This window comes from Streptomyces krungchingensis, assembly GCF_054729265.1.
In genome coordinates, this window is record NZ_JBPUKY010000001.1 from 3,961,965 (window position 1) to 3,986,260 (window position 24,296).

Sequence of the window (24,296 nt, forward strand, 5' to 3'; positions counted from 1 at the left end):
GCCCTCCGCGGCTGCGGTCCCGGCTCTCGACGGTCGCGTCAGCGGCCGTTGAACGCGTCCTTCAGACGCGAGAACAGACCCTGCTGGCCGGGCTGGAACTGCCCCGTGGGCCGCTCCTCGCCGCGCAGCTTCGCCAGTTCGCGCAGCAGCCGCTCCTGCTCGGGGTCGAGCTTGGTCGGCGTGGTGACCTCGACATGGACGATCAGGTCGCCGCGGCCGCCGCCGCGCAGGTGCGTGACGCCCCGCCCGTGCAGCGGGATCGACTGCCCGGACTGCGTGCCCGGACGGATGTCGACCTCCTCCAGGCCGTCGAGCGTCTCCAGCGGCACCTTCGTGCCGAGGGACGCCGCGGTCATCGGGATGGTGACCGTGCAGTGCAGGTCGTCGCCGCGCCGCTGGAAGACGTTGTGCGGCAGTTCGTGGATCTCCACGTACAGGTCGCCGGCGGGGCCGCCGCCGGGGCCGACCTCGCCCTCGCCCGCGAGCTGGATCCGGGTGCCGTTGTCGACACCGGCCGGGATCTTCACCGTGAGGGTGCGCCGGGAGCGGACCCGGCCGTCGCCCGCGCACTCGGGGCACGGGGTCGGGACGACGGTGCCGAAGCCCTGGCACTGCGGGCAGGGGCGGGAGGTCATGACCTGGCCCAGGAAGGACCGGGTGACCTGGGAGACCTCACCACGGCCACGGCACATGTCGCAGGTCTGCGCGGAGGTGCCCGGAGCGGCGCCCTCGCCGTTGCAGGTGGCGCAGACGACGGCCGTGTCGACCTGGATGTCCTTCGTGGTGCCGAAGGCCGCCTCGTCCAGCTCGATCTCCAGACGGATCATGGCGTCCTGGCCCCGGCGGGTGCGCGAGCGCGGTCCGCGCTGCGACGCCGTGCCGAAGAAGGCGTCCATGATGTCCGAGAAGTTCCCGAAGCCACCGGCGCCGAAGCCGCCCGCGCCTCCGCCGCCCGCCTGGGACAGCGGGTCGCCGCCGAGGTCGTAGACCTGCTTCTTCTGCGGGTCCGACAACACCTCGTAGGCGGCGTTGATCTCCTTGAACCGCTCCTGCGTCTTCGGATCGGGGTTGACGTCCGGATGCAGCTCGCGCGCGAGCCTCCGGAACGCCTTCTTGATCTCGTCCTGGGAAGCGTCGCGGCGCACGCCGAGCACGGCGTAGTAGTCCGTGGCCACTTACGACTCCGCCAGGATCTGTCCGACGTACCGTGCCACCGCTCGTACCGCTCCCATCGTTCCCGGGTAATCCATGCGGGTCGGGCCGACCACGCCGAGTTTGGCTACTGCCTCGCCGCCCGAACCGTAGCCGACGGAGACCACGGACGTGGAGTTGAGTCCCTCGTACGCGTTCTCGTGCCCGATTCGCACGGTCATGCTCGAATCCCCGGCCTCCCCAAGCAACTTGAGGAGCACGACCTGCTCCTCCAGCGCTTCGAGCACCGGCCGGATGGTGAGAGGGAAGTCATGTCCGAAGCGGGTGAGATTGGCGGTGCCGCCGATCATCAGCCGCTCCTCGGTCTCCTCGACGAGTGTCTCCAGGAGGGTGGAGAGCACCGTGGCGACCGTACCGCGGTCCTCGGGCTCCTCGAATGCCTCCGGGAGGTCCTGCACGAGCTGCGGGACGTCCGCGAAACGGCGGCCCGCGACCCGGCTGTTGAGCCGCGCCCGCAGGTCCGCGAGCGACATCTCGCCGAACGGCGCGGGACAGTCGATCATGCGCTGTTCGACCCGCCCGGTGTCCGTGATCAGGACGAGCATGACGCGCGCCGGGGCGAGCGACAGAAGCTCCACGTGCCGCACGGTGGAGCGGGTCAGGGACGGGTACTGCACGACGGCGACCTGCCGGGTGAGCTGCGCGAGCAGCCGCACGGTCCGGGCCACGACGTCGTCGAGGTCGACCGCGCCGTCGAGGAAGTTCTGGATGGCCCGCCGCTCGGGCGCCGTCATCGGCTTGACCCCGGCGAGCTTGTCGACGAAGAGCCGGTAGCCCTTGTCGGTGGGGATGCGCCCGGCACTGGTGTGCGGCTGGGCGATGTACCCCTCGTCCTCCAGGGCCGCCATGTCGTTGCGCACGGTCGCGGGCGAGACGCCGAGCCGGTGCCGCTCGGTGAGCGCCTTGGAACCGACCGGCTCCTCGGTGCCCACGTAGTCCTGGACGATGGCGCGCAGCACTTCGAGCCTGCGTTCACTGAGCATCGCGCACACCTCCAGTAGTCGGCTCCGTGGTCTTCGTGGCCCCTGGCCTGGCACTCAGCGCACGCGAGTGCCAGCGTTCCCCGGCCCAGTGTACGGCTGTGAGGTACGGCCCGGGCAAGGGCCGGCCTGCGATGTCGTGCTCACCACGTCCGCACGGCTAGCGTCTCCGTATGAGCGTGACTTGGGAAGAGCCGGGGTGGGAAAGAGTGACACCCCGGGTCGGGCGACGGCGGCTCCCGGTCTGGGACTGCACCGTCGGGCTCGTGGTGGGCGAGGACGCCGCGCTCGTGATCGACGCCGGGTCGAGCCTCGGGGAGGGCGCACGACTGCGCGCCGAGGCGCTGCGGCTGCTCGGACCCGGCCGCAGAGTGACGCACCTCGCACTGACGCACCCGCACTTCGACCACGTCTTCGGGGCGGCCGCGTTCTCGGGGGTGGAGGTCTTCGGGGCGGTCGGGCTGGACACGGTCCTCGCGCACGGGCGTGACGAACTGCGCGCGGACGCGGTGCGCCACGGCCTCGCACCGAGCGCGGCGGCCGAGGCGGCGGACCTTCTGGTGCACCCCCGGCACACGGTGTCCGGCGAGTGGACGCTCGACCTCGGCGGTGTCCAGGTCCTGCTGGCGAACGTGGGCCCGGGACACACCGCGCACGATCTCGCGGTCCTGGTCCCCGGCGGGCCGGGCGGACCGGAGACCGTCTTCTGCGGCGATCTGGTGGAGGAGTCGGGCGAACCCCAGGCGGGTCCCGACGCGATCCCCTCACACTGGCCGGCCGCCCTGGACCGGCTGCTCGACCTGGGCGGCGAGGACGCGGTGTACGTGCCCGGTCACGGAGCGACGGTGGACGCGGCGTTCGTGCGCGCCCAGCGGGACGCGCTGGCGGCGCGTTTCGGCGTGTCGTAGCGATCTCCCCCGCACGGCCCCGCCGCTTCTCCTATCGTCATCCGAATGCGCCAGTACTCTCCCGACCTGACTCCGCCGTGGAAGAAGCCCAAGCCCGTGCCGGAGGTCGCGGCGGACCCGGGTCTGGTGGTCGAGGAGCCCGGTACCGGCTTCTGCGGTGCCGTGATCCGCTGCGAGGCGGGCACGGTCACCCTGGAGGACCGCTTCGGCAAGCACCGGGTGTTCCCGCTGGAGCCGCGCGGCTTCCTGCTGGAGGGGCGGGTGGTGACGCTCGTACGGCCGTCGTCGGCGCCGGCCCGCCCGTCCCGCACGGCGTCCGGCTCGGTGGCCGTGCCCGGTGCGCGGGCCCGGGTCGCCCGCGCGGGCCGCATCTACGTGGAGGGCCGCCACGACGCCGAGCTCGTCGAGAAGGTCTGGGGCGACGACCTGCGCATCGAGGGCGTCGTCGTCGAGTACCTGGAGGGCGTCGACGACCTTCCCTCCATCGTCGAGGAATTCGGTCCCGGCCCCGACGCCCGGCTGGGCGTCCTGGTCGACCACCTGGTGCCCGGCACGAAGGAGTCCCGCATCGCCGAGGCGGTCACCAGCGACCACGCCCTGGTGCTCGGCCACCCGTACATCGACATCTGGGAGGCCGTGAAACCGTCGGCCGTGGGCATCGCGGGCTGGCCCCGGATCCCGCGCGGGCAGGACTGGAAGACGGGCGTGTGCCGGGCCCTGGGCTGGCCGGAGAACACCGGCGCGGCCTGGCAGCACATCCTGTCCCGGGTGCGCTCCTACAAGGACCTGGAGCCGGAACTTCTGGGCCGCGTGGAGGAGTTGATCGACTTCGTCACGGCGCCGGAGTGACGGTCCTGCCGCCGGTTCCACGGGTGCGACGCCGGTGCCCCTTCAGGTCGGGGTCCCCGCTGTAGCCGGAGACCATCCGCCGCCCGCCGAACCAGAGGTCCGGTGCCCACCGCAGGCAGCCCGCCGCCACGGCGTGCCGCCCGTCGGAGGGCCGCAGGGAGACGCGGAGGCGCAGCCGGGGCAGTCCGGGCTGCAACGGCTCGCTGTCGCGCACGAACAGCCACAGCAACGGGTCGTCGCGGTCGATCTCGTCCTTCGGGCAGAGTTCGAGCGTGCGCAGGGGCCGCGCCTCGTAGATGCCGACACCGGCCAGCGAGTCCCACGCGACGGTCGCGGATTCTCCGCGCCGGGAGACATGCACGCCTGCCGCGTCCATCGTGACGACACTGCTCCACTGCCATCGCAGACCTCGGACGGCGAACACCACGGCCGCCCCGGCGAGCAGCACCGGCAGGACGGCTGCCGCGTATCGGACGACCGCGGCCGCGCCGTGCGCGTGCCCGTGGACGAGCAGCCACGTGATCCACGCGCAGAGCACGACGGTCGGCAGCGCCACGGCGATGCGCCGGCGGGCCAGGATCACGCCCCGGTGGACGACCACCGTGTCCCCGATGTCGACGGCCTCGAACACCAGCGGCTCGGGCGCCGAGGAGCCGGCCGACGCGGCCGTCCGCTCCTGGTGGCCCGCGTGATCCGGCCCGCCCAGGTACGACATCGGCTGTTCCCGGCGGCCGAACCACAGCCCGGGCGCCCACTGCTGGAAGGCCTTCTCGTACGCCTTGTGCGAGTCACCCACGTCGATGCGGTAGCGGAGCCGGGGCAGTCCCGGCCTGAGCGGCTCCGTGTCGCGGACGAACTTCCACAGCAGCGGATCGTCGCGGTCGATCTCGTCCTTGGGGCAGAGCTCGACCGTGAAGACGACCCTCTTGCTGCCGCGAGCCCAGTGGATGCCCGCGCCGGCCAGGGAGTCCCAGCGGATCAGCGCCGTCTCCTTGCCGCGCATCCACCAGAAACCGGTCGCGTCGAAGGCGGTGATCCAATGGCGGGCCCGCCAGCGTGAGACGAGCAGGATCACTCCGGCGACACCCATCGCCATCAGCATCCCGAGCGGTATCCAGCCGGCCCCGTTCCCGTCGTGCTCGACGCCGATCCATACCCCCGTCACACCGCCGGCGGTCAGCAGCAGCCCGATCGGCAGCGACATGAGCAGCCGCCGCAGCCCGTACCGCAGGACGGTCGCGTCCCCGTCGGGCCATCCACCAGAGATCATGGCCGCGGACTGTACGCGAACAGTGGTTCAGTCCACCAGGTCCCTGACGACGGCATCCGCGAGCAGCCGCCCGCGCAGCGTGAGCACCGCCCGGCCGTCCTCGTACGGACCGGCTTCGAGGAGCCCGTCGGACAGGGCCCGGCGGGAGGCCGCGAGGCCGTCCGGGCGCAGCAGGGAGAGCGGGCAGCCCTCGCGCAGCCGCAGTTCGAGCAGGATGCGCTCGACGCGGCGGTCCTCGTCGGCGAGGAACTCGCGCCCCGCCCCCGGGGACCTGCCGCCGGCCAGCGCCGCCGCGTAGGCGCCCGGGTGCTTCACGTTCCACCAGCGGACGCCGCCGACGTGGCTGTGGGCGCCGGGGCCCGCTCCCCACCAGTCGGCGCCGCGCCAGTACAGCTCGTTGTGCAGGCAGCGGCCCGCCTCGGAGGTGGCCCAGTTCGACACCTCGTACCACTCGAAGCCCGCCGCCGACATCACCTCGTCCGCGATGAGATAACGGTCCGCGTGCACGTCGTCGTCCGTCATCGGGACCTCGCCGCGGCGGATGCGGCGGGCGAGCTGGGTGCCCTCCTCGACGATCAGGGCGTACGCGGAGATGTGGTCCGGCCCGGCGCCGAGCGCCGCGTCGAGCGAGGCACGCCAGTCGTCGTCGGACTCCCCCGGGGTGCCGTAGATCAGGTCGAGGTTCACATGCTCGAAGCCCGCCGCGCGCGCCTCGGCGACGCAGGCCTCGGGGCGGCCGGGGGTGTGCGTGCGGTCGAGCACCTTCAGCACGTGCTGCCGGGCGCTCTGCATGCCGAAGGAGATCCGGTTGAAGCCCCCGGCGCGCAGGGTCGCCAGGTACTCCGGGCCGACCGACTCCGGGTTCGCCTCCGTGGTGATCTCCGCGTCGTCCGCGAGCCCGAACTCGTCGCGGATCGCCCCCAGCATCCGGACGAGGTCGTCGGCGGCCAGCAGGGTGGGCGTGCCGCCGCCCACGAAGACCGTGCGGACCGGGCGCGGGTCGTCGCCGAGCACCTTGCGGGCGAGTCGGACCTCGTCGATCAGCGTCGACGCGTAGTTGTCCCGGGAGGCGAGCACGCCTCCGGTGCCCCGCAGCTCGGTCGCCGTGTACGTGTTGAAGTCGCAGTAGCCGCAGCGGGTCGCGCAGTACGGGACGTGCAGGTAGAACCCGAGGGGCCGCTCGGCCGCCCCGGCAAGGGCATGCGCGGGCAACGCCCCGTCGTCGGGGACGGGCTCACCGTCGGGAAGTGCGGAAGGCATGCGTTCCATTGTCCAGCACGGCCGGGGGTACCGGATTCCGGACCGCCGGGCGGGCTCCGCACGCACGGACGACCGGCGTCCCGCCCCGCGGCGGAGACTCCGCCCCGGAGGCGACCGAGACACCCCAGCCCACCAGCCGACCGAGACACCCGAGCCCGCCTGGCGACCAGGACACCCCAGCCCGCCAGGCGACCGAGAGGCAACAGCCCGTCCGGCGCTCGAGGACGAGGCCGTCCAGGCCGACCGGGGTCCGGGGGCGGAGCCCCGGGGAAAGAGCAACCCCCCGGGACGGCCCCGCGCTACTCGGCCTGAAGCACCAGAAGCGCCATGTCGTCCTCCGAAGGCCCCGCCCCGAACTCGTGCACCAGCCTGCGGATACGTTCCGCGATCAGCTCCGCGGTCAGCCCCGCACAGCCCGCGAGGGCCTCGGCCAGACCGTCGTCGTCGTCGAACTGACTGGCACCGCTGCGCCGCTCCGTCACCCCGTCGGTGACGCACAGCAGGCTGTCGCCGGGGTGCAGCTCGAAGGTCTCGGAGGTGTACGCGGCGTCCTCGACCACGCCGAGCAGGGTCTGCGGCCGGGCCACCTCCCGTACGTCCCCGTCGGGCCCCAGCAGCAGCGGCAGCGGATGCCCGGCGGAGGCCAGCGTGCAGCGCACCCCGCCGTCGAAGGGGACGAGCTCGCCGTAGAGCATGGACAGGAACCGCGTCTGCGGGCCGAGGTCCGCGCCGAGCCCGGGCCCGCCCGCGGCCACGAGCGCCCGGGCCGCCGCGTCCGCGGCCTCCGTCGCGTCGTCGAGCAGGAGCTGGTTGAGCCGGTCGAGGACGTCCGCGACGTGGTAGCCCTCACGGGCCAGCAGCCGCAGCCACGGCCGGGCCAGCCCGATCACCACGGCGGCCTCGGGCCCCTTGCCCTGGACGTCGCCGACGGCGAAGCACCAGCGGCCGTCGCCGGCCGGGAACAGGTCGTAGAAGTCGCCGCTGGGCCCGCCCTTGTCGAGCGGCTCGTACACGAGGGCGCTGCGCACGCCGGGGATCTCGGCGACCGCTCCGGGCAGCAGACCGCGCTGGAGGACCCGGCTGATGGTGGCCTGGCGCGCGTACTGGCGGGCCGCGCCGATGGCGAGGGCGACACGGCGGCTGAGGTCCTCGACGAGCCCGGTGACCTCGTCGGGGAAGTCGGCCGCTCCGGACCGCCCGATGACGAGCGTGCCGAGCGGCCGGCCACCCGCGATCAGCCGGTACGCGAGCGCCGCCCCGCTCGCCCCGGGGGTGCCCAGGGCCTCGCCGGGCCAGGGCACCGGCACGGCCCGGGAGCGCACCGCGTCCGGGAGCCGCGGCGGGTCTTTTTCCAGGGCGAGGCGCAGCTCCTCGATGCGGTTCTCGCTGCCGTGCCAGACGCGGGCGAGCCGGGGCCCCAGGGCGAGGCCCAGTCCGCCGGCCCGGTCGGTGGCCTCGTCCTCCAGCCACACCGCGCACCAGTCGGCGAGGCGGGGCACCAGCAGTTGTCCGGCGAGCGCGGCGACCAGGTCCTCGTCGAGCTGGCCGGCGAGCAGGTCGGAGGCCTCGGCGAGGAAGGAGAGGGCTCCCCGGTTGAGCCAGTCCTGGTCGGGCTGGGCGTCGCGGCCGGGTTCGGGTACGCGTATCCCGGGGACGGACGTGACGCCGGTCCGGGGTTCGGGCCCCGGGCCCCGCTCACCGGCGTACCTCCGTGTCCTCTCCCCGTGCCGCACCGGCGCCGTGCTCCCGCCGCCGTGCCCGGTGTCCGCGTCCCCCACGCCGTCCGCCGTCTTCGCGGTGTGCGGCCCTGTCTCCGCTTCCGCCCTCTCCACGGCGTCCGGTTGCTTCGTCGCGTCCGGCTGCTTCGCCGCCTCCGCGGTGCCCCTGAGGTCCGGTGCCGAGCCGGTGCCGGAGAACAGGCCGTCCTCCGCCATGCCGTCGCCGCCCGTGCGGCCGTCGAGGGGGACGCGCGCCCACACGGTCTTCATGCCGGGGCGGTAGGTGATCCCCCAGGCCTCGGAGAGCGCGGAGACGAGTCGCAGGCCCCGCCCGTACTCCGGTGTCCCGTAGGGCCGTTCGACGGTCTCGTCGCGCAGGCCTCGCGAGGGGTGGTGGTCGGAGACCTCGACGACCAGGAGGCCGGGCAGTCCGTCCGCGGGACATTCGAGGCGGCACAGCACGCCCACGTCGGTGCCCGCGTGCACGACCGCGTTGGTGACGAGTTCGCTGACGATCAGCAGGGCGTCGCCGGTGAGCCGCTCGTCGATCATCGCGGCCCCGGGCAGGGCGAGTTCGGCCCATTCGTCCAGGGTGTCGCGCAGGAACCTGCGCGCGGTCCCCGAGGCCAGTGGGGTGCCCGGCAGCGAGGTGCGCACCACGACGTCCTGACCGGCGCGGTGGTGCGCAGGCGCATCAGGGGCACGCGCCATGAACTCCCGTTGCGTCGGAATGGCCCCCACTGTGCGGCTCCCTGAGCAGTTCGGACGAATACGCCTCAGCCGATGCGGACAGGGTGACAGACTGACCACGCCCATAAGCGCCGAGTTACCGAAGTGGGCCGCCATGAGTGAGAACAGTGGTATGCAAGTGCTCGAAGACGGACAGATTCGAGCATCGGATCTGCGCCCGCTGCTCGCCGCGATGACCGCCGCGCGGGACGGCGATTTCGGCAAGGTTCCGGAGACGGGCCATGGCCTGGTGGCCGAGCTGAGCACCGTCTTCAACCAGATCATGGACCGCAGCACCCACTTCAACTCCGAGGTGCAGCGGGTGCGCAGGGAGCTGGTGCGCCACGGCCGGCTCGACGAGCGCCTGTCGGCGAGCCCGGGCCAGGGCAGCTGGACGACTCGCGTCAACGACGTGAACCAGCTGCTCGACGCCCTGGTCGCGCCCGCGGCGAACGCGACGCGGGTCCTCGACGCGGTGGCCGGCGGCGATCTGACCCAGCGGGTCGACCTGCACGACGGCAACCGTCAACTCCGGGGCGATCTGCGCCGGCTGGGCCGCGCCGTCAACAAGATGGTGGACCAGCTGTCGCTGTTCACCGGCGAGGTGACCCGGGTCGCCCGCGAGGTGGGCACCGAGGGCCGGCTCGGCGGACGCGCCAAGGTGACCGGCCTGTCCGGGAGTTGGCGGGACGTGACCGAGGCGGTCAACACGATGGCGTCACGGCTGACGGCGCAGGTGCGGGACATCGCTCTGGTCACCACGGCGGTGGCACGTGGCGACCTGACCCGTACGGTCACCGTCGAGGCGACCGGTGAGCTGCTCGAACTGAAGCTGACCGTGAACACGATGGTCGACCAGCTCTCCGCGTTCGCCGACGAGGTCACCCGCGTCGCCCGCGAGGTCGGCACCGAGGGCCAGCTCGGCGGGCGCGCGCAGGTGCGCGGTGTGTCCGGGGTCTGGAAGGACCTCACCGACAACGTCAACTTCATGGCCTCGAACCTGACCTCGCAGGTCCGCAACATCGCCCAGGTGACGACGGCCGTCGCCAACGGCGACCTGAGTCAGAAGATCACCGTCGACGCGCAGGGCGAGATCCTGGAGCTGAAGTCGACGATCAACACGATGGTCGACCAGCTCTCCGCCTTCGCCGACGAGGTCACCCGCGTCGCCCGCGAGGTCGGCACCGAGGGCAACCTCGGCGGCCGTGCCCAGGTCCGTGGCGTCTCCGGCGTCTGGAAGGACCTCACCGACAACGTCAACTTCATGGCGGACAACCTGACCTCGCAGGTCCGCAACATCGCCCTCGTCTCCACGGCCGTGGCCCAGGGTGACCTCGGCAAGAAGATCACGGTGGAGGCGAAGGGCGAGATCCTGGAGCTGAAGTCGACGATCAACACGATGGTCGACCAGCTCTCCGCCTTCGCCGACGAGGTCACCCGCGTCGCCCGCGAGGTCGGCACCGAGGGCAACCTCGGCGGCCAGGCGCAGGTCCGGGGCGTCTCCGGCGTCTGGAAGGACCTCACCGACAACGTCAACTTCATGGCGTTGAACCTGACTTCGCAGGTCCGCAACATCGCCCAGGTGACCACGGCCGTCGCCAACGGCGACCTGTCCAAGAAGATCACCGTCGACGCGCGCGGCGAGATCCTGGAACTGAAGGACACCGTCAACACGATGGTGGAACAGCTGCGCGCCTTCGCCGACGAGGTCACCCGCGTCGCCCGCGAGGTCGGCACCGACGGCCGGCTCGGCGGACGTGCCCAGGTGCTCGGTGTGTCGGGCGTCTGGCGGGACCTGACCGACAACGTCAACTACATGGCCGACAACCTGACCTCACAGGTCCGCAACATCGCCCAGGTCGCCACCGCGGTCGCCCAGGGCGACCTGTCGAAGAAGATCGACGTGGACGCCCGCGGCGAGATCCTCGAACTGAAGACGACGATCAACACGATGGTCGACACCCTCTCGTCCTTCTCCTCGGAGGTCACCCGCGTGGCCCGTGAGGTGGGCTCCGAGGGCCAGCTCGGCGGCCAGGCCCGGGTGGAGGGCGTGTACGGCACCTGGAAGCGCCTCACGACGAACGTGAACGAGCTCGCCTCCAACCTCACCACCCAGGTCCGCGCCATCGCCGAGGTGGCGTCCGCGGTGGCCCAGGGCGACATGTCCCGCTCCATCACGGTGGAGACGCGGGGCGAGGTCGCCGAGCTGAAGGACAACATCAATCTGATGGTGGCCAACCTGCGCGAGACCACGCGCGCGAAGGACTGGCTGGAGTCCAACCTCGCCCGCCTCGCCGCGCTGATGCAGGGCCACCGCGACCTGATGGAGGTGGCGGACCTGATCCTGCGCGAGCTGACCCCCCTGGTGAACGCGCAGTACGGCGCCTTCTTCCTCGCCGACCCGGAGGAGGACGGGACCTCGCTGCGCACGGCCGTCCCGGCCAAGGGACTCGCCTTCATCGCCGGCTACGGCTCGGCGCAGGGCGCGACCGTCGACACGGGCGGCATGCCCGTGCACGGGCTCGTACGGCAGGCGGCGCGCGAGAAGAAGCGGATCCTGGTGGAGGAGGCCCCGCCGGACTACATCAAGATCAACAGTGGTCTGGGGGAGGCCGCTCCCGCCAGCGTCGTCATCATCCCGATCCTGTTCGAGGACACGCTGCTCGGTGTGATCGAGCTGGCGTCCTTCTCCCGCTTCTCCGACGTCCACCTGGCCTTCTTCGACCAGTTCGTGAACACCATCGGCGTCGCCATCAACACCATCATCGCCAACTCGCGCACCGAGTCGCTGCTCGGCGAGTCCCAGCGGCTGGCCGTGCAGTTGCAGGACCGCTCGGACGAACTCCAGTCGCAACAGGCGGAGTTGCAGCGTTCGAACGCGGAGCTGGAGGAGAAGGCGGCCCTGCTCGCGACGAGTTCGCAGTACAAGTCCGAGTTCCTGGCGAACATGTCGCACGAGCTGCGCACCCCGCTCAACTCGCTGCTCATCCTGGCGCGGCTGCTGTCCGACAACCCCGACGGGCATCTCTCCGACCAGGAGGTGCAGTTCGCGACCACGATCCACCGCTCCGGATCCGACCTGCTCCAGCTCATCAACGACATCCTCGACCTGTCGAAGATCGAGGCCGGCCGCATGGACGTTCGACCCAAGAAGCTGCCCCTCATCAAGCTGCTCGACTACGTCCACGCGACCTTCCGCCCGCTCACCCTCGACCGGGGGCTCGCCTTCGAGGTGTCGGTCGGCGAGGACGTACCGCGCGAGATGTACTCCGACGAGCAGCGGCTCCAGCAGATCCTGCGCAACCTGCTCTCCAACGCGATCAAGTTCACCGCGACGGGCCGGGTCGAACTGCGCGTCAGCCGCCTCAAGGACCCGGGGCACATCTTCACCCGCGAGCACAGCGACGACGTGATCGCCTTCGCGGTGTCCGACACCGGCATCGGCATCGCCGCGGAGAAACTCCCGGTGATCTTCGAGGCGTTCCAGCAGGCCGACGGCACCACCAACCGCAAGTACGGCGGCACGGGTCTCGGCCTGTCCATCAGCCGGGAGATCGCGGGCCTGCTCGGCGGCCGGATCATCGCCGAGAGCAAGCCCGGCACGGGGTCCACCTTCACGCTGTACGTCCCCGTCGTGAGCCCCGGACACACGGCGACCGGCCCGGTGCCCGAGGACCGGCCGGTGCCGGTGCCCGAGCAGCTTTCCAGCGAGCCGTACCCCGCTCACGACACGGACGACACCTGGCCGACGCCCACGAAGCTGGAGGCCTGGAAGTCCGGCCGGGCGGGCCAGGTCCTGCCCGGGCGGCGCGTGCTGATCGTGGACGACGACATCCGCAACGTCTTCGCGCTCACCCATGTCCTGGGCCGCGTCGGCATGCCGGTCCTGTACGCGGAGAACGGCCGGGAGGGTGTCGAGACCCTGGAACGCAACCCCGACGTCGAACTGGTCCTGATGGACATCATGATGCCGGAAATGGACGGCTACGAGACGATCTCCGCGATCCGCCGCACCCCCCGCTGGACGGGCCTGCCCATCGTCGCGCTGACCGCGAAGGCCATGCCCGGCGACCGCGAGAAGTCCATCGCGCGGGGCGCCAACGACTACGTGCCGAAGCCGGTGGACGTCGACCGGCTCCTCACCGTCGTCTGCGCCCTCCTCGACCCGGAGGGCGGCGGCACGGGCGCCGGCAGCGTGCACACGGCGGCCCTGGAGGGGGCCGGCTCCCCGGAGGGCGGGGCCGGGCCGCCGAGCGCGGAGAACGCGGAGAAACCGCGGGACGCGGACGACCGGGAGAGCGCGGGCGCCCGGGTCGAGGACGCCACAGGCGGGGCCGTCGCGCCCGCTCCGGGTCCCCGGGGTGATGCCGCCGTCCCGCCGACGACCGAGTGAGGCACCGTCACCATGAGCGCTGAGGCAACGACCGGCGAGCGCGCCAGCATCCTCCTCGTCGACGACATGGAGGACAACCTGATCGCGCTGGAGGCCGTCCTGGGGTCCCTCAACGAACCGCTGGTGCGCGCGCGTTCCGGCGAGGAGGCGATGAAGGCACTGCTGAGGCAGCGGTTCGCCGTCGTCCTGCTGGACATCCGGATGCCGGGCATGGACGGCTTCGAGACCGCCGCGAACATCAAGCGGCTCGACCAGACCAAGGACGTCCCGATCATCTTCCTGACCGGCACCGACGCCGACGCGGGCTACGCCTTCCGCGGATACGCGACCGGAGCCGCCGACTATCTGACCAAGCCTTTCGACCCCTGGGTCCTGCGGGCCAAGGTCAGCGTCTTCCTCGACCTGCACCGCAAGAACCAGCAACTGGAGCGCATGCTCGCGCACGAACAGGAGCAGTTCGACGACCTCGCCGACCGTCTGCGGAGCATCGAGCGTCACATGGCCACCGACCACCAGGACGTACCCGATCTGCGCCACCAGGTGCGGCAGGTGCAGGACCTGGTCCGGGCGATGCGCCGGGGACGGGGCGTGTGAGGCGGACGACTTGACCGCCGCCGGGCGTCCGCGCGCGATACGGCGACGGTACGGGGGCTCCGCCGTGCGGCGGAGCCCCCGTACCGGGCCGGGCGGCGGGGCTACGCCTCGCGCGTGCCCGCGTACATCTCGTCGATCAGGTGCTTGTACTCGCGCTCGACGACCGGGCGCTTGAGCTTGAGGCTGGGAGTGATCTCGCCGTGCTCGACGTCGAGGTCGCGGGGCAGCAGCCGGAACTTCTTGATGGTCTGCCAGCGCTGGAGACCCTCGTTGAGCTCCTTGACGTAGCCCTCGACGAGGGCGACGGTGGCGGGCGCCGCGACGATCTCGGCGTAGGACTTGCCGCCCAGGCCGTTCTCCTTCGCCCACTCCAGGATGGACGGCTCGTCCAGGGCGATGAGCGCGGTGCAGAAGTTCCGGTCCGCACCGTGGACGAGGATGTTGGAGACGTAGGGGCAGACGGCCTTGAACTGGCCCTCGACCTCGGCGGGCGCGATGTACTTGCCGCCGGACGTCTTGATGAGGTCCTTCTTGCGGTCCGTGATGCGCAGGTAGCCGTCGGGCGACAGCTCGCCGATGTCGCCCGTGTGGAACCAGCCGTCCGACTCCAGGACCTCGGCCGTCTTCTCGGGCAGCCCGTGGTAGCCCTCCATGATGCCCGGGCCGCGCAGCAGGATCTCGCCGTCGTCCGCGATGCGCACCTCGGTGCCGGGCAGCGGCTTGCCGACCGTGCCGGTGCGGTACGCCTCGCCGGGGTTCACGAAGGAGGCGGCGGAGGACTCCGTGAGGCCGTACCCCTCCAGGATGTGGATGCCGGCACCGGCGAAGAAGTAGCCGATCTCGGGCGCGAGCGCCGCGGAACCGGAGACGCAGGCCCGCAGGTTGCCGCCGAACGCCTCACGGATCTTGGCGAAGACGAGCGTGTCGGCCACCTTGTGCTTGGCGCCGAGCGCGAAGGGCACGGAAGCGGTGCCGGTGCGGCGGAAGTTGTCCTGGCTGACCTTCGCGTACTCGCGGGAGACCTCGGACGCCCACTGGAAGATCTTGTACTTGGCGCCGCCGCCGGCCCGCGCCTTGGCCGCGACCCCGTTGTAGACCTTCTCGAAGATGCGCGGGACGGCCGCCATGTACGTCGGCTGCACCACCGGCAGGTTCTCGATGATCTTGTCCACGCGGCCGTCGACGGCGGTGACGTGCCCGACCTCGATCTGGCCGGAGGTGAGCACCTTGCCGAAGACGTGTGCGAGCGGGAGCCACAGGTACTGCACGTCGTCCTGGCCGACCAGCCCGGTCGCCGAGATGGCCTTCGCCATGTATGCCCAGTTGTCGTGCGGCAGACGGACACCCTTGGGGCGGCCCGTGGTTCCCGAGGTGTAGATCAGGGTGGCGAGCTGGTCGGCGGTGATCGCGCCGACGCGCTCCTTGATCAGTTCGGTGTGCTTCTCCAGGTACGCGGCGCCCCGCGCCTCCAGCTCGGCGAGCGAGAGGACCCCGTCACCGGTCTCGACCCCGGCCGCGTCGACGACGACCACATGGGTGAGTTCGGGCAGCTCGGCACGCTTCTCCTGCGCCTTGGCGAGCTGGGCGGCGTCCTCCGCGATCAGGACCCGGCTCCCGGAGTCCGAGAGGATGAACGCCGACTCCTCGGCGTTGGTCTGCGGGTAGATGGTCGTCGTGGCCGCGCCCGCGCACAGGATGCCCAGGTCGGCGAGGATCCACTCGACCCGCGTGGAGGAGGCCAGCGCGACGCGCTGCTCCGGCTGCACGCCCAGTTCGATCAGTCCGGCCGCGATGGCGAAGACGCGCTCGGCGGCCTGCCCCCAGCTCAGCGACTTCCACTCGTCCGGGCCCTCGCCCGACGCCGGTGGCACCGGGTAGCGGTACGCCTCGGCGTCCGGCGTGGCAGCCACGCGCTCCAGGAAGAGGGCCGCCACGGACGGCGGACGGTTCTCGATCAGGGTCTGTGTGTCGCTCACGACATCCTCCGGGGCCCGCGACAGTGCGTGCGTCTTGGCTCGACCGACTGTTGGCTGCTGACTGCCGACTGCTGCTGTGCGGCTGGCTGGTTGCGGCTGTTGTTTAACTCGCGAGTAACCATCGAGCAGAGATCAGAGTAAAGCGCGTCCGGCCAGTGCGTAAGGGGCGGCGGACTGTCACTTCCTACAGAGAGCGAACCTACGCACGCGTACGGGCTCGCCGCGCCGAAGCGCGACGAGCCCGCATTGTGCCCCAGTTTCCGGGGGTAACAGGTGGCTACTTCTTGCCCTTGGCCGAACCACCGCTGTCGTCGCTGGACAGGACGGCGATGAAGGCCTCTTGCGGAACCTCCACAGAGCCCACCATCTTCATCCGCTTCTTGCCTTCCTTCTGCTTCTCCAGCAGCTTCCGCTTACGGGAGATGTCACCGCCGTAGCACTTGGCCAGCACGTCCTTGCGGATCGCGCGGATGGTCTCGCGGGCGATGACCCGGGAGCCGATGGCCGCCTGGACGGGCACCTCGAAGGCCTGCCGGGGGATCAGCTCACGCAGCTTGGCGACGAGCCGCACACCGTACGCGTACGCCTGGTCCTTGTGCGTGATCGCCGAGAACGCGTCGACCTTGTCGCCGTGCAGCAGGATGTCGACCTTCACCAGGCTGGACGCCTGCTCGCCGGTGGGCTCGTAGTCGAGCGAGGCGTAGCCGCGGGTCTTGGACTTCAGCTGGTCGAAGAAGTCGAAGACGATCTCCGCGAGCGGCAGGGTGTAGCGGATCTCGACGCGGTCCTCGGAGAGGTAGTCCATGCCGAGCAGCGTGCCCCGACGGGTCTGGCACAGCTCCATGATCGAGCCGATGAACTCGGAGGGCGCGAGGATCGTGGCGCGCACGACGGGCTCGTACACCTCGTCGATCTTGCCCTCGGGGAACTCGCTCGGGTTGGTGACGGTGTGCTCGCTGCGGTCCTCCATCACGACCCGGTAGACCACGTTGGGCGCGGTCGCGATCAGGTCCAGCCCGAACTCGCGCTCCAGCCGCTCACGGATCACGTCGAGGTGCAGCAGGCCGAGGAAGCCGACACGGAAGCCGAAGCCCAGCGCCGCCGAGGTCTCCGGCTCGTAGACGAGCGCGGCGTCGTTGAGCTGGAGCTTGTCGAGAGCGTCGCGCAGCTCGGGGTAGTCGGACCCGTCCAGCGGATACAGCCCGGAGAACACCATGGGCTTGGGGTCCTTGTAACCGCCGAGCGGCACGGTCGCGCCCTTGTGCAGGGTGGTGATCGTGTCACCGACCTTGGACTGACGGACGTCCTTCACGCCGGTGATGAGGTAACCCACCTCACCGACACCGAGCCCGTCGGCCGGCAGCATCTCGGGCGAGTTGGTCCCGATCTCCAGCAGCTCGTGCGCCGCGCCCGTGGACATCATCCGGATGCGCTCACGCTTGTTGAGCTGGCCGTCGATGACACGCACGTAGGTGACGACGCCCCGGTACGAGTCGTACACGGAGTCGAAGATCATCGCGCGGGCGGGAGCGTCGGCGACACCGACCGGGGCCGGGATCTCGGCGACGACCTTGTCCAGCAGCCCCTCGACGCCCATACCGGTCTTGGCGGAGACCCGGAGCACGTCGTCCGGGTCGCAGCCGACCAGGTTGGCGAGCTCCTCGGCGAACTTCTCGGGCTGGGCGGCCGGCAGGTCGATCTTGTTGAGCACCGGAATGATGGTGAGGTCGTTCTCCATCGCCAGGTAGAGGTTGGCGAGGGTCTGGGCCTCGATGCCCTGGGCCGCGTCGACGAGGAGGACGGTCCCCTCGCAGGCGGCCAGCGACCGCGACACCTCGTACGTGAAGTCCACGTGCCCGGGGGTGTCGATCATGTTGAGGATGTGGGTGTTGCCCGGGTCCTCGGTCGGGGCCCAGGGCAGCCGGACCGCCTGGGACTTGATCGTGATGCCGCGCTCGCGCTCGATGTCCATGCGGTCGAGGTACTGAGCGCGCATCTGCCGCTGCTCGACCACCCCGGTCAGCTGGAGCATGCGGTCGGCGAGCGTGGACTTGCCGTGGTCGATGTGCGCGATGATGCAGAAATTGCGGATCAGAGCCGGGGCGGTACGGCTCGGCTCGGGCACATTGTTAGGGGTCGCGGGCACGCAGGGTCCTGTCTCTTGAGGCGCCTGTCGCCTCGGGTCGGATCGATACGTAGGTTCCATGGTCCCACGCGTGGGGACCTGCGACCGGTTTGGGCCGCATGAGTGGATGCCTACCGGGGGTTTCGGGGGGTGGGACGGGGGTCGCCACGGGGTCGCGTCGGTTTTTCTCCCCGGGAGACGCAGGGGCGGCGGCCCGCGGGTGCAGGCCCGGGACGGGAGGGGCCCACCGGAGCGGCGGCCCGCGGGTGCAGGCCCTGGACGGGACGGGGCGAACGCGGGAACGAGCAGCGTGGACGGTCCCGCGCGAGGGGGCGACGACCGGGTTTGGGGCGGTCCCGCGCGAAGGGGCGACGACCGGTTTGGGGCGGTCGCGGGACGACTGGTAGCCTGGGTCGCTGTGTCTCATGCCCTCTCTGCAGGAGGCACACCTCAAGGAAATCAAACGGCGTGCGAGACGTGCTGTCTCGTGCGCCTGAACCTGTAAAGGCTCATTTCGTGGCGAACATCAAGTCCCAGATCAAGCGGATCAAGACCAACGAGAAGGCCCGGCTGCGCAACAAGGCCGTCAAGTCTTCCCTGAAGACCGCGATCCGCAAGGCCCGCGAGGCCGCTGCCGCGGGTGACGTCGAGAAGGCCACCGAGTACACGCGCGCCGCGTCGCGCCAGCTCGACAAGGCCGTCTCGAAGGGCGTCATCCACAAGAACCAGGCCGCCAACAAGAAGTCGGCGCTTGCTTCGAAGGTCGCCTCCCTCAAGGGCTGAGTCGGCTGAGCCCCTGAGGGCTCAACCCCTGACTTGACCGTCGGCCGGACCAGAGCGGGCCCTCTCTCATCCGCTCCCGTCCGACACCCCGGATCCACGCGCGGCCTGCGTTCGCCACGCGGGCGTGGAACCAGCAGCTTGAACCGAAGGCCCCGTGCTCCTTCCTTCCCCAGGAAGGCGGACGGGGCCTTCGGCGTACCGGTGCACCTCTCGTGCCCCTCGGCCTCTGGTCGTCAGCCTCGCGAAGAGCAGACGCCGGACCGCACCCACCGCGTCGGCTCGGGGCGCGGTGGCCGACTTGGGGACTGGGCGGCGGACTTGGGGACTGGGTGGCCAACTTGGGGGGGGCTGGGCGTCCGGCTCGGGGCGCAGCGGCGGCTCCGGGTGGTGGTGGCTGGGCAGTCTCAGCCGGCCCAGCCGGCCAGTCGGCCCAGCCGGCCAGGTCGGAGCAAGCGGAAGCGGGACCGCGGAGGCTCAGTGGGCACTGGGGGCTCGGCAGCCCGAACGGCTTGGGTTTCGTTCGGATCAGGTCGGATCAGGCCGCGGCGTCCGGTGCGGTGCGGTGCATCGCAAGGCGGAGCCCCACCCGCGTACCGGGCGTACTCGGGTGGTCCGACAACGCGGCGAGGTGCCGTGCCGGGCGTCGCGGACCCAGGCTGATCCAAACGAAGCCCTCTAGCCCCGGCCGGACCGAGCCGCGCGGGCGATCGCCACGACCGCCTTCTCCAGCGCGTACTCGGGGTCGTCCCCGCCGCCCTTGACCCCCGCGTCGGCCTCGGCGACGGCCCGCAGCGCGACGGCAACCCCGTCGGGAGTCCAGCCCCGCATCTGCTGCCGCACCCGATCGATCTTCCACGGCGGCATCCCCAGCTCGCGCGCGAGGTCGGCCGGCCTGCCGCCCCGTGCGGACGACAGCTTCCCGATCGCCCGCACCCCCTGCGCCAGCGCGCTGGTGATCATCACGGGCGCCACCCCGGTCGCCAGGGACCACCGCAGCGCCTCCAACGCCTCCGCGGCCCGTCCCTCCACGGCCCGGTCGGCCACGGTGAAACTCGACGCCTCGGCCCGTCCCGTGTAGTACCGCCCGACGATCGCCTCGTCGATCGTCCCCTCGACGTCCGCGGTCAACTGGGACACCGCGGAGGCCAACTCCCTCAGGTCGCTCCCGATGGCGTCGACGAGCGTCTGGCACGCCTCCGGCGTCGCCGACCTCCCGAGCGCACGGAACTCGCCCCGCACGAACGCCAGCCGGTCTGCCGGCTTCGTCATCTTGGGGCACGCCACCTCCCGCGCCCCCGCCTTGCGCGCGGCGTCGAGCAGTCCCTTGCCCTTGGCCCCGCCCGCGTGCAGCAGCACGAGGGTGATCTCCTCGACCGGCGCCCCCAGATACCCCTTCACGTCCTTGACCGTGTCGGCCGAAAGATCCTGGGCATTGCGCACGACCACGACCTTGCGCTCGGAGAAGAGCGACGGGCTCGTCAGCTCGGCGAGCGTGCCGGGCTGCAACTGGTCCGAGGTGAGGTCGCGTACGTCCGTGTCGGCGTCGGCGGCCCGGGCGGCGGCCACCACCTCCTGCACGGCACGGTCGAGCAGGAGATCCTCCTGGCCCACCGCGAGCGTGACGGGGGCGAGAGGGTCGTCTTGAGCTGTCTTCCTGGCCATCACCGAAAGCATCCCACGCGGTACTGACAACGCGTGCCGTGCGGGCAGCCCGCCCGGAACCGCGAGCGGGTCACGGCTCCTCGCGCCAGCCGTCCCACTCCCCCGCGAACTCGTCCAGCTCCTTGGGGTCGAGCCGCTCCTCCGGGTCCGTCAGGACGACCAGCCACTGGGCGTCCTCGGCATCGTCCTCACCGGCCAGCGCGTCCCGGACGAGCTGCGGCTCCTCATCCAGCGTGAACCGGTCACCGACCGCCTCGGCCGCCTCTTCCGCCGCGTCGCGGTCGGGCAGTACCAGCACATGTCTCACATCACTCACGTGGACATTTTCCGATACGCCCGACGCCGCCCGCGCCGGGGGCCGAAATGCCGGCTCCGCATTCCGCGCCGCCCGCGCCACGACGGCTGCCCGCCCTCCGCGCTACGCCCTCGCCCGCACCTCGGGCACCCGCTCCAACTCGATCCCGAAGCGCTTCCGATAGGTGTCCAGTACCTCCTCGTCCGTCGCCAGCTCCGAGACCTCCTTCGCCCCGTCGGCCGTCGTCACCGTGAACTTCCGGCCGCTGAGCGTGATCCTTCCGCCCTCCTCCGTGACCCGTGAGCAGACGAGCGACCGAGCGAAGTGCGACTCCGGTGAGGTGCTGTGCCACCACGCCCCGACGACGAAGTCCTTGAGCACCCTCGGCCGTACCTCCATGCGGTACTGCGCCTTACCGTCCCGGACGACGTCGAGGTCGCTGTCCTCGCGGCTCGCGCCGGGCCCCCGCACTCCGGCGGTGTCCGGACCCGACTCGACGATCCGGAACGTGCCGCCCGGGTCCTTCTGCTCCCCTCTGCCGCCGAAGGCCAGCGGGTAGTGGCTGTGCGCCCCGAAGCCGACATCGGCCAGCCAGTCGCCCCCGTCCACCGTCCGCACCCGCAGGGCGAGGTGGTCGTACGGAATCCCGAGCATCCCCTCCTTCCCGTACACCCGCGCCGCGAGCAGGGTCACGTCGAAGCCCAGGGCCCCGAGCAACGCCCCGAACGCGCCGTTCAGTTCGTAGCAGAAGCCGCCCCTGTGCGCGCCGACCAGCTTGTCCAGCAGCCGCCGTTCCTCCAGCACGATCTCCTCGGCGAGGTGGATCGACAGGTTCTCGAACGGCACCGTCTCCAGATGGCGCAACTGGAGCTCGCGCAGTACATCGGACGTGGGCCACGCGGGGTGCTGGGCCCCGATCCGGCGGAGGTAGGCGTCGGCCTGTGCGGAGTTCATGAGTTCAGTCTCTCGCCACGCTCAGCGCTCCGCCCGCACCCACGACCGCCAGCGCCCCGTCCTCGTCCGTGCGCAGCACCTCCGCGCCCGCCGCCCGCAGCGCCGCGACGGTGCTCGGAGCCGGATGTCCGTACGGGTTGTCCCTGCCGCAGGAGATCAGCGCGAGCCGCGGGGCGATCCTGCGTATGAGGTCGGGGTCCTGGTAGGCCGACCCGTGGTGGGCGACCTTGAGCACGTCCACCCGGCCGAGCTCCGCGGCCGCCGGTGTCCTCAACAGGGCTTGTTGCGCTGGAGGTTCGAGGTCGCCGAGGAGCAGCAGTCTCAGGCCTCCGGAACGCACCAGCAGGGCCACACTCGCGTCGTTCGGGTCGTCCAGGAGCGGGGCCGGCTCAGAGGGCGGGGCGGAGGGCGGCCACAGCACCTGCCAGTCCAGGCCTCCGGTGCGCCGCCGCTCCCCGGCCGCCGCCCGCGTCACCGGGACGTGCCGTGCCGCAGCCTCCCTCCGCACGAACTCCGCCTGATCCGGTGGCTCTTCCAGACCCGTCGTCTCGATCGCGCCCACCGAACGCCCGCGCAGCACGCCCGGCAGCCCCGCCACATGGTCGGCATGGAAGTGGGTCAGCACGACGAGCGGAATCCGGGTGACGCCGAGGGCACTCAGGCAGCGGTCGACGAGCACCGGGTCCGGCCCGGCGTCCACCACGACCGCGCTGCCGTCCCCCGCCGCGAGCACCGTGGCGTCCCCCTGTCCCACGTCGCACATCGCGAACCGCCAGCCCGGCGGCGGCCATCCCGTGATGACCCTGGTGAGCGGGGGCGGCTGCACCACGAGCAGCAGGAACAGCAGCACGAAGGCGCCGCTCAGCCATGGACGGCCCACGAGTCGCCGACAGGCGATCACGACGACCACCGTGGCCAGGGCGAGCAGCACGGCCCCCGTCCAGTCGGCCGGCCAGTCCACTCCCCCGCCGGGCAGGGCCGCGCCCGTTCGGGCGATGTCCGCGATCCATCCGGCCGGCCAACTCGCCGACCACGCGAAGGCCTCGGCGACCGGCATCGCCACGGAGGCCGTCGCCAGTGCCGCGAACCCCAGCACCGTCGCCGGCGCGACCGCGAACTCCGCGAGGAGATTGCACGGCACGGCCACCAGGCTCACCCGGGCCGACAGGAGCGCGACGACCGGCGCGCACAGCGCCTGAGCCGCGGCGGCAGCGGCGAGCGCCTCGGCCAGGCATTGCGGCACACGACGCCTCCGGAGAGCGGCACTCCAGCGCGGGGCGAGTGTGAGCAGGGCGCCGGTCGCCAGGACGGAGAGCAGGAAGCCGTAACTCCGCGCGAGCCACGGGTCGTACAGCACCAGCAGCAGGACGGCCGTGGCCAGCGCGGGAATCAGCGATCTGCGGCGGCCGGTCGCGATGGCGAGCAGCGCGATCGACCCGCAGGCCGCCGCCCGCAGCACACTCGGGTCCGGTCGGCACACGATCACGAAGGCGAGCGTGAGCGCTCCGCCGAGCAGCGCGGTCGCTCTGAGCGGCACCCCGATCAGGCGCGCCAGGCCGCGCCGCTCGGCACGCTGGGCCAGCCCGGGCGGGCCGATGAACAGGGCCAGCAGGATGGTGAAGTTGCCGCCGCTGACCGCCAGGAGGTGCGTGAGATCGGTCGCCTTGAAGGCGTCGTCCAGCTCTGTCGTGACGTGGGACGTGTCTCCGACCACCAGCCCCGGCAGCAGTGCCCGTGCGTCCGCGTCCAGCCCGTCGGTGGCCTCCCGCAGCCCCTCGCGCAGACGGCCGGCGAACCGCTGCGGCCCCGACGGTTCTCCCACCACCTCGGGACGCACGCGTCCCGGCACGCGCAGTACGGCCGCGGTGTCGTCACCGTCCGACAGCGCCGGCACGAGTCGCCCCGACACCCGCAGCCGCGTGGACGGCAGCAGGGACAGCCAGGACGAACCGTCACCGGAGGTCCCAGGTGAGCCCCTCGCCGAACGCGCGTCGACGATCACGAGCACGGGTGTCCGCGTGGCGACCGCCGTGCCGTCCGACCGCGTGACGCGCCGGATCTCCGCGTCGAGCAGCACGGCCGTGGGTGCCATGTGGTCTCCCGTGATTCGTGGCCGGGTGAGCCGGGGATCGGACGTGACCTCCAGCTCCACGGTCGCGTGGGCGAACCGCTTCGCCAGTTCGGGCACGGGGCCGCGTCGCCGGTCCGCTCCGTGCAACCCCGCCGAGGCCGCAGCCGCGGCGACGCAGAGCAGGACGGCCGCCGCGGAGACCCGCCTCCAGGAACGCGCGGGTCCTTCCCCGTCTCCGTGTGCCGTGCGGGAGTGCCTCCACACGGTCAGCAACAGCGCGAGGCCCGCGAGCAGGGAGACGACGACCACACCCGTCGCCCATCCGGGCGGGACGGCCACCGTCACGGCCGCGGTCGCCCAGGCCGCCAGGGCCGGAGGCACCAGGCGGAGATCCGTCGGCCCCTCTTCCCTCGGATTCGCGGCACCGAGGCGCCTCCCCGAGGCGGCGTGGACGGCCCGTCGGCTCGCGGCGCCGTCGAGTGGGCCCTCCACCGTGCCCCGCGGCCCCATCGGTGGC

At 71.6% G+C, this 24,296-nt stretch carries 16 protein-coding genes; 5 read left to right on the forward strand and 11 right to left on the reverse strand.

The window, feature by feature from the left end; all coding sequences use genetic code 11:
• Window positions 1-38: 38 nt before the first annotated feature.
• Both dnaJ and hrcA read right to left on the reverse strand, forming a co-directional pair.
• Window positions 39-1,175 carry a molecular chaperone DnaJ gene (gene dnaJ, locus ACSYGO_RS17605; RefSeq protein WP_028804624.1) on the reverse strand — a complete coding sequence of 379 codons (1,137 nt, stop codon included), beginning with the start codon at window positions 1,173-1,175 and terminating at the stop codon, window positions 39-41.
• On the reverse strand, window positions 1,176-2,195 hold the full coding sequence (hrcA, locus tag ACSYGO_RS17610) for a heat-inducible transcriptional repressor HrcA (RefSeq protein ID WP_426682280.1): 1,020 nt from the start codon (window positions 2,193-2,195) through the stop codon (window positions 1,176-1,178).
• A 170-nt stretch (window positions 2,196-2,365) separates the two neighbouring features.
• Here hrcA and ACSYGO_RS17615 point away from each other — a divergent pair, with 170 nt between their 5' ends.
• A complete protein-coding gene (locus ACSYGO_RS17615; RefSeq protein WP_432173396.1) occupies window positions 2,366-3,100 on the forward strand; it encodes an MBL fold metallo-hydrolase in 735 nt (244 codons plus the stop codon).
• A 45-nt stretch (window positions 3,101-3,145) separates the two neighbouring features.
• Window positions 3,146-3,949 carry a DUF3097 domain-containing protein gene (locus ACSYGO_RS17620; RefSeq protein WP_426682282.1) on the forward strand — a complete coding sequence of 268 codons (804 nt, stop codon included), beginning with the start codon at window positions 3,146-3,148 and terminating at the stop codon, window positions 3,947-3,949.
• Here ACSYGO_RS17620 and ACSYGO_RS17625 read toward each other — a convergent pair.
• The 3 genes from ACSYGO_RS17625 to ACSYGO_RS17635 all read right to left on the reverse strand — a co-directional run bounded on the left by ACSYGO_RS17625 (window position 3,933) and on the right by ACSYGO_RS17635 (window position 8,938).
• On the reverse strand, window positions 3,933-5,219 hold the full coding sequence (locus tag ACSYGO_RS17625) for a hypothetical protein (RefSeq protein WP_432173395.1): 1,287 nt from the start codon (window positions 5,217-5,219) through the stop codon (window positions 3,933-3,935). The two genes, ACSYGO_RS17620 and ACSYGO_RS17625, sit on opposite strands and share 17 nt — an antisense overlap.
• Before the next feature lie 27 nt (window positions 5,220-5,246).
• Window positions 5,247-6,479 (reverse strand): radical SAM family heme chaperone HemW, encoded by a 1,233-nt coding sequence (gene hemW, locus ACSYGO_RS17630; RefSeq protein ID WP_460387026.1) that lies wholly within the window; start codon window positions 6,477-6,479, stop codon window positions 5,247-5,249.
• Window positions 6,480-6,778: 299 nt separating this feature from the next.
• Window positions 6,779-8,938, reverse strand: a complete 2,160-nt coding sequence (locus ACSYGO_RS17635) for a SpoIIE family protein phosphatase (RefSeq protein WP_460387027.1) — start codon at window positions 8,936-8,938, stop codon at window positions 6,779-6,781.
• A 103-nt stretch (window positions 8,939-9,041) separates the two neighbouring features.
• Here ACSYGO_RS17635 and ACSYGO_RS17640 point away from each other — a divergent pair, with 103 nt between their 5' ends.
• Window positions 9,042-13,319 carry a HAMP domain-containing protein gene (locus ACSYGO_RS17640; RefSeq protein WP_435220478.1) on the forward strand — a complete coding sequence of 1,426 codons (4,278 nt, stop codon included), beginning with the start codon at window positions 9,042-9,044 and terminating at the stop codon, window positions 13,317-13,319.
• A 12-nt stretch (window positions 13,320-13,331) separates the two neighbouring features.
• A complete protein-coding gene (locus tag ACSYGO_RS17645; RefSeq protein ID WP_426682287.1) occupies window positions 13,332-13,913 on the forward strand; it encodes a response regulator in 582 nt (193 codons plus the stop codon).
• Between the two features lie 101 nt (window positions 13,914-14,014).
• Here ACSYGO_RS17645 and ACSYGO_RS17650 read toward each other — a convergent pair whose 3' ends face one another.
• Together ACSYGO_RS17650 and lepA are read right to left on the reverse strand one after the other, a co-directional pair.
• A complete protein-coding gene (locus ACSYGO_RS17650; protein WP_426682288.1) occupies window positions 14,015-15,889 on the reverse strand; it encodes an AMP-dependent synthetase/ligase in 1,875 nt (624 codons plus the stop codon).
• Window positions 15,890-16,166: 277 nt separating this feature from the next.
• Entirely contained in the window at window positions 16,167-18,035 is a 1,869-nt protein-coding gene (lepA, locus tag ACSYGO_RS17655) for a translation elongation factor 4 (RefSeq protein ID WP_426682289.1), read from the reverse strand.
• 495 nt (window positions 18,036-18,530) lie between these two features.
• Between lepA and rpsT the strand changes: the two genes are divergently transcribed.
• The gene (rpsT, locus tag ACSYGO_RS17660; RefSeq protein WP_028802556.1) at window positions 18,531-18,797 is read left to right on the forward strand and encodes a 30S ribosomal protein S20; all 267 of its coding nucleotides are present in this window, start codon (window positions 18,531-18,533) and stop codon (window positions 18,795-18,797) included.
• 675 nt (window positions 18,798-19,472) lie between these two features.
• Here the strand turns inward: rpsT and holA are convergent.
• The 4 genes from holA to ACSYGO_RS17680 form a co-directional block, all read right to left on the reverse strand.
• Window positions 19,473-20,459 carry a DNA polymerase III subunit delta gene (gene holA / locus ACSYGO_RS17665; protein ID WP_460387028.1) on the reverse strand — a complete coding sequence of 329 codons (987 nt, stop codon included), beginning with the start codon at window positions 20,457-20,459 and terminating at the stop codon, window positions 19,473-19,475.
• A gap of 70 nt (window positions 20,460-20,529) precedes the next feature.
• Complete coding sequence (locus ACSYGO_RS17670; protein WP_426682291.1) at window positions 20,530-20,775, reverse strand: hypothetical protein; 246 nt, start codon at window positions 20,773-20,775, stop codon at window positions 20,530-20,532.
• A gap of 102 nt (window positions 20,776-20,877) precedes the next feature.
• Window positions 20,878-21,708 carry an arylamine N-acetyltransferase family protein gene (locus ACSYGO_RS17675; protein WP_426682292.1) on the reverse strand — a complete coding sequence of 277 codons (831 nt, stop codon included), beginning with the start codon at window positions 21,706-21,708 and terminating at the stop codon, window positions 20,878-20,880.
• A gap of 4 nt (window positions 21,709-21,712) precedes the next feature.
• On the reverse strand, window positions 21,713-24,289 hold the full coding sequence (locus tag ACSYGO_RS17680; protein ID WP_460389728.1) for a ComEC/Rec2 family competence protein: 2,577 nt from the start codon (window positions 24,287-24,289) through the stop codon (window positions 21,713-21,715).
• Window positions 24,290-24,296 lie beyond the last annotated feature (7 nt).

Bases quoted from the DNA above. Each gene is read 5' to 3' on its own strand.
- ACSYGO_RS17615 (WP_432173396.1), top strand. From the start codon at position 2,366: ATGAGCGTGACTTGGGAAGAGCCGGGGTGGGAAAGAGTGACACCCCGG.
- holA (WP_460387028.1), bottom strand. From the start codon at position 20,459: ATGGCCAGGAAGACAGCTCAAGACGACCCTCTCGCCCCCGTCACGCTC.
- ACSYGO_RS17625 (WP_432173395.1), bottom strand. From the start codon at position 5,219: ATGATCTCTGGTGGATGGCCCGACGGGGACGCGACCGTCCTGCGGTAC.
- ACSYGO_RS17620 (WP_426682282.1), top strand. From the start codon at position 3,146: ATGCGCCAGTACTCTCCCGACCTGACTCCGCCGTGGAAGAAGCCCAAG.
- ACSYGO_RS17675 (WP_426682292.1), bottom strand. From the start codon at position 21,708: ATGAACTCCGCACAGGCCGACGCCTACCTCCGCCGGATCGGGGCCCAG.
- hemW (WP_460387026.1), bottom strand. From the start codon at position 6,479: ATGCCTTCCGCACTTCCCGACGGTGAGCCCGTCCCCGACGACGGGGCG.
- hrcA (WP_426682280.1), bottom strand. From the start codon at position 2,195: ATGCTCAGTGAACGCAGGCTCGAAGTGCTGCGCGCCATCGTCCAGGAC.
- ACSYGO_RS17640 (WP_435220478.1), top strand. From the start codon at position 9,042: ATGAGTGAGAACAGTGGTATGCAAGTGCTCGAAGACGGACAGATTCGA.
- ACSYGO_RS17645 (WP_426682287.1), top strand. From the start codon at position 13,332: ATGAGCGCTGAGGCAACGACCGGCGAGCGCGCCAGCATCCTCCTCGTC.
- ACSYGO_RS17680 (WP_460389728.1), bottom strand. From the start codon at position 24,289: ATGGGGCCGCGGGGCACGGTGGAGGGCCCACTCGACGGCGCCGCGAGC.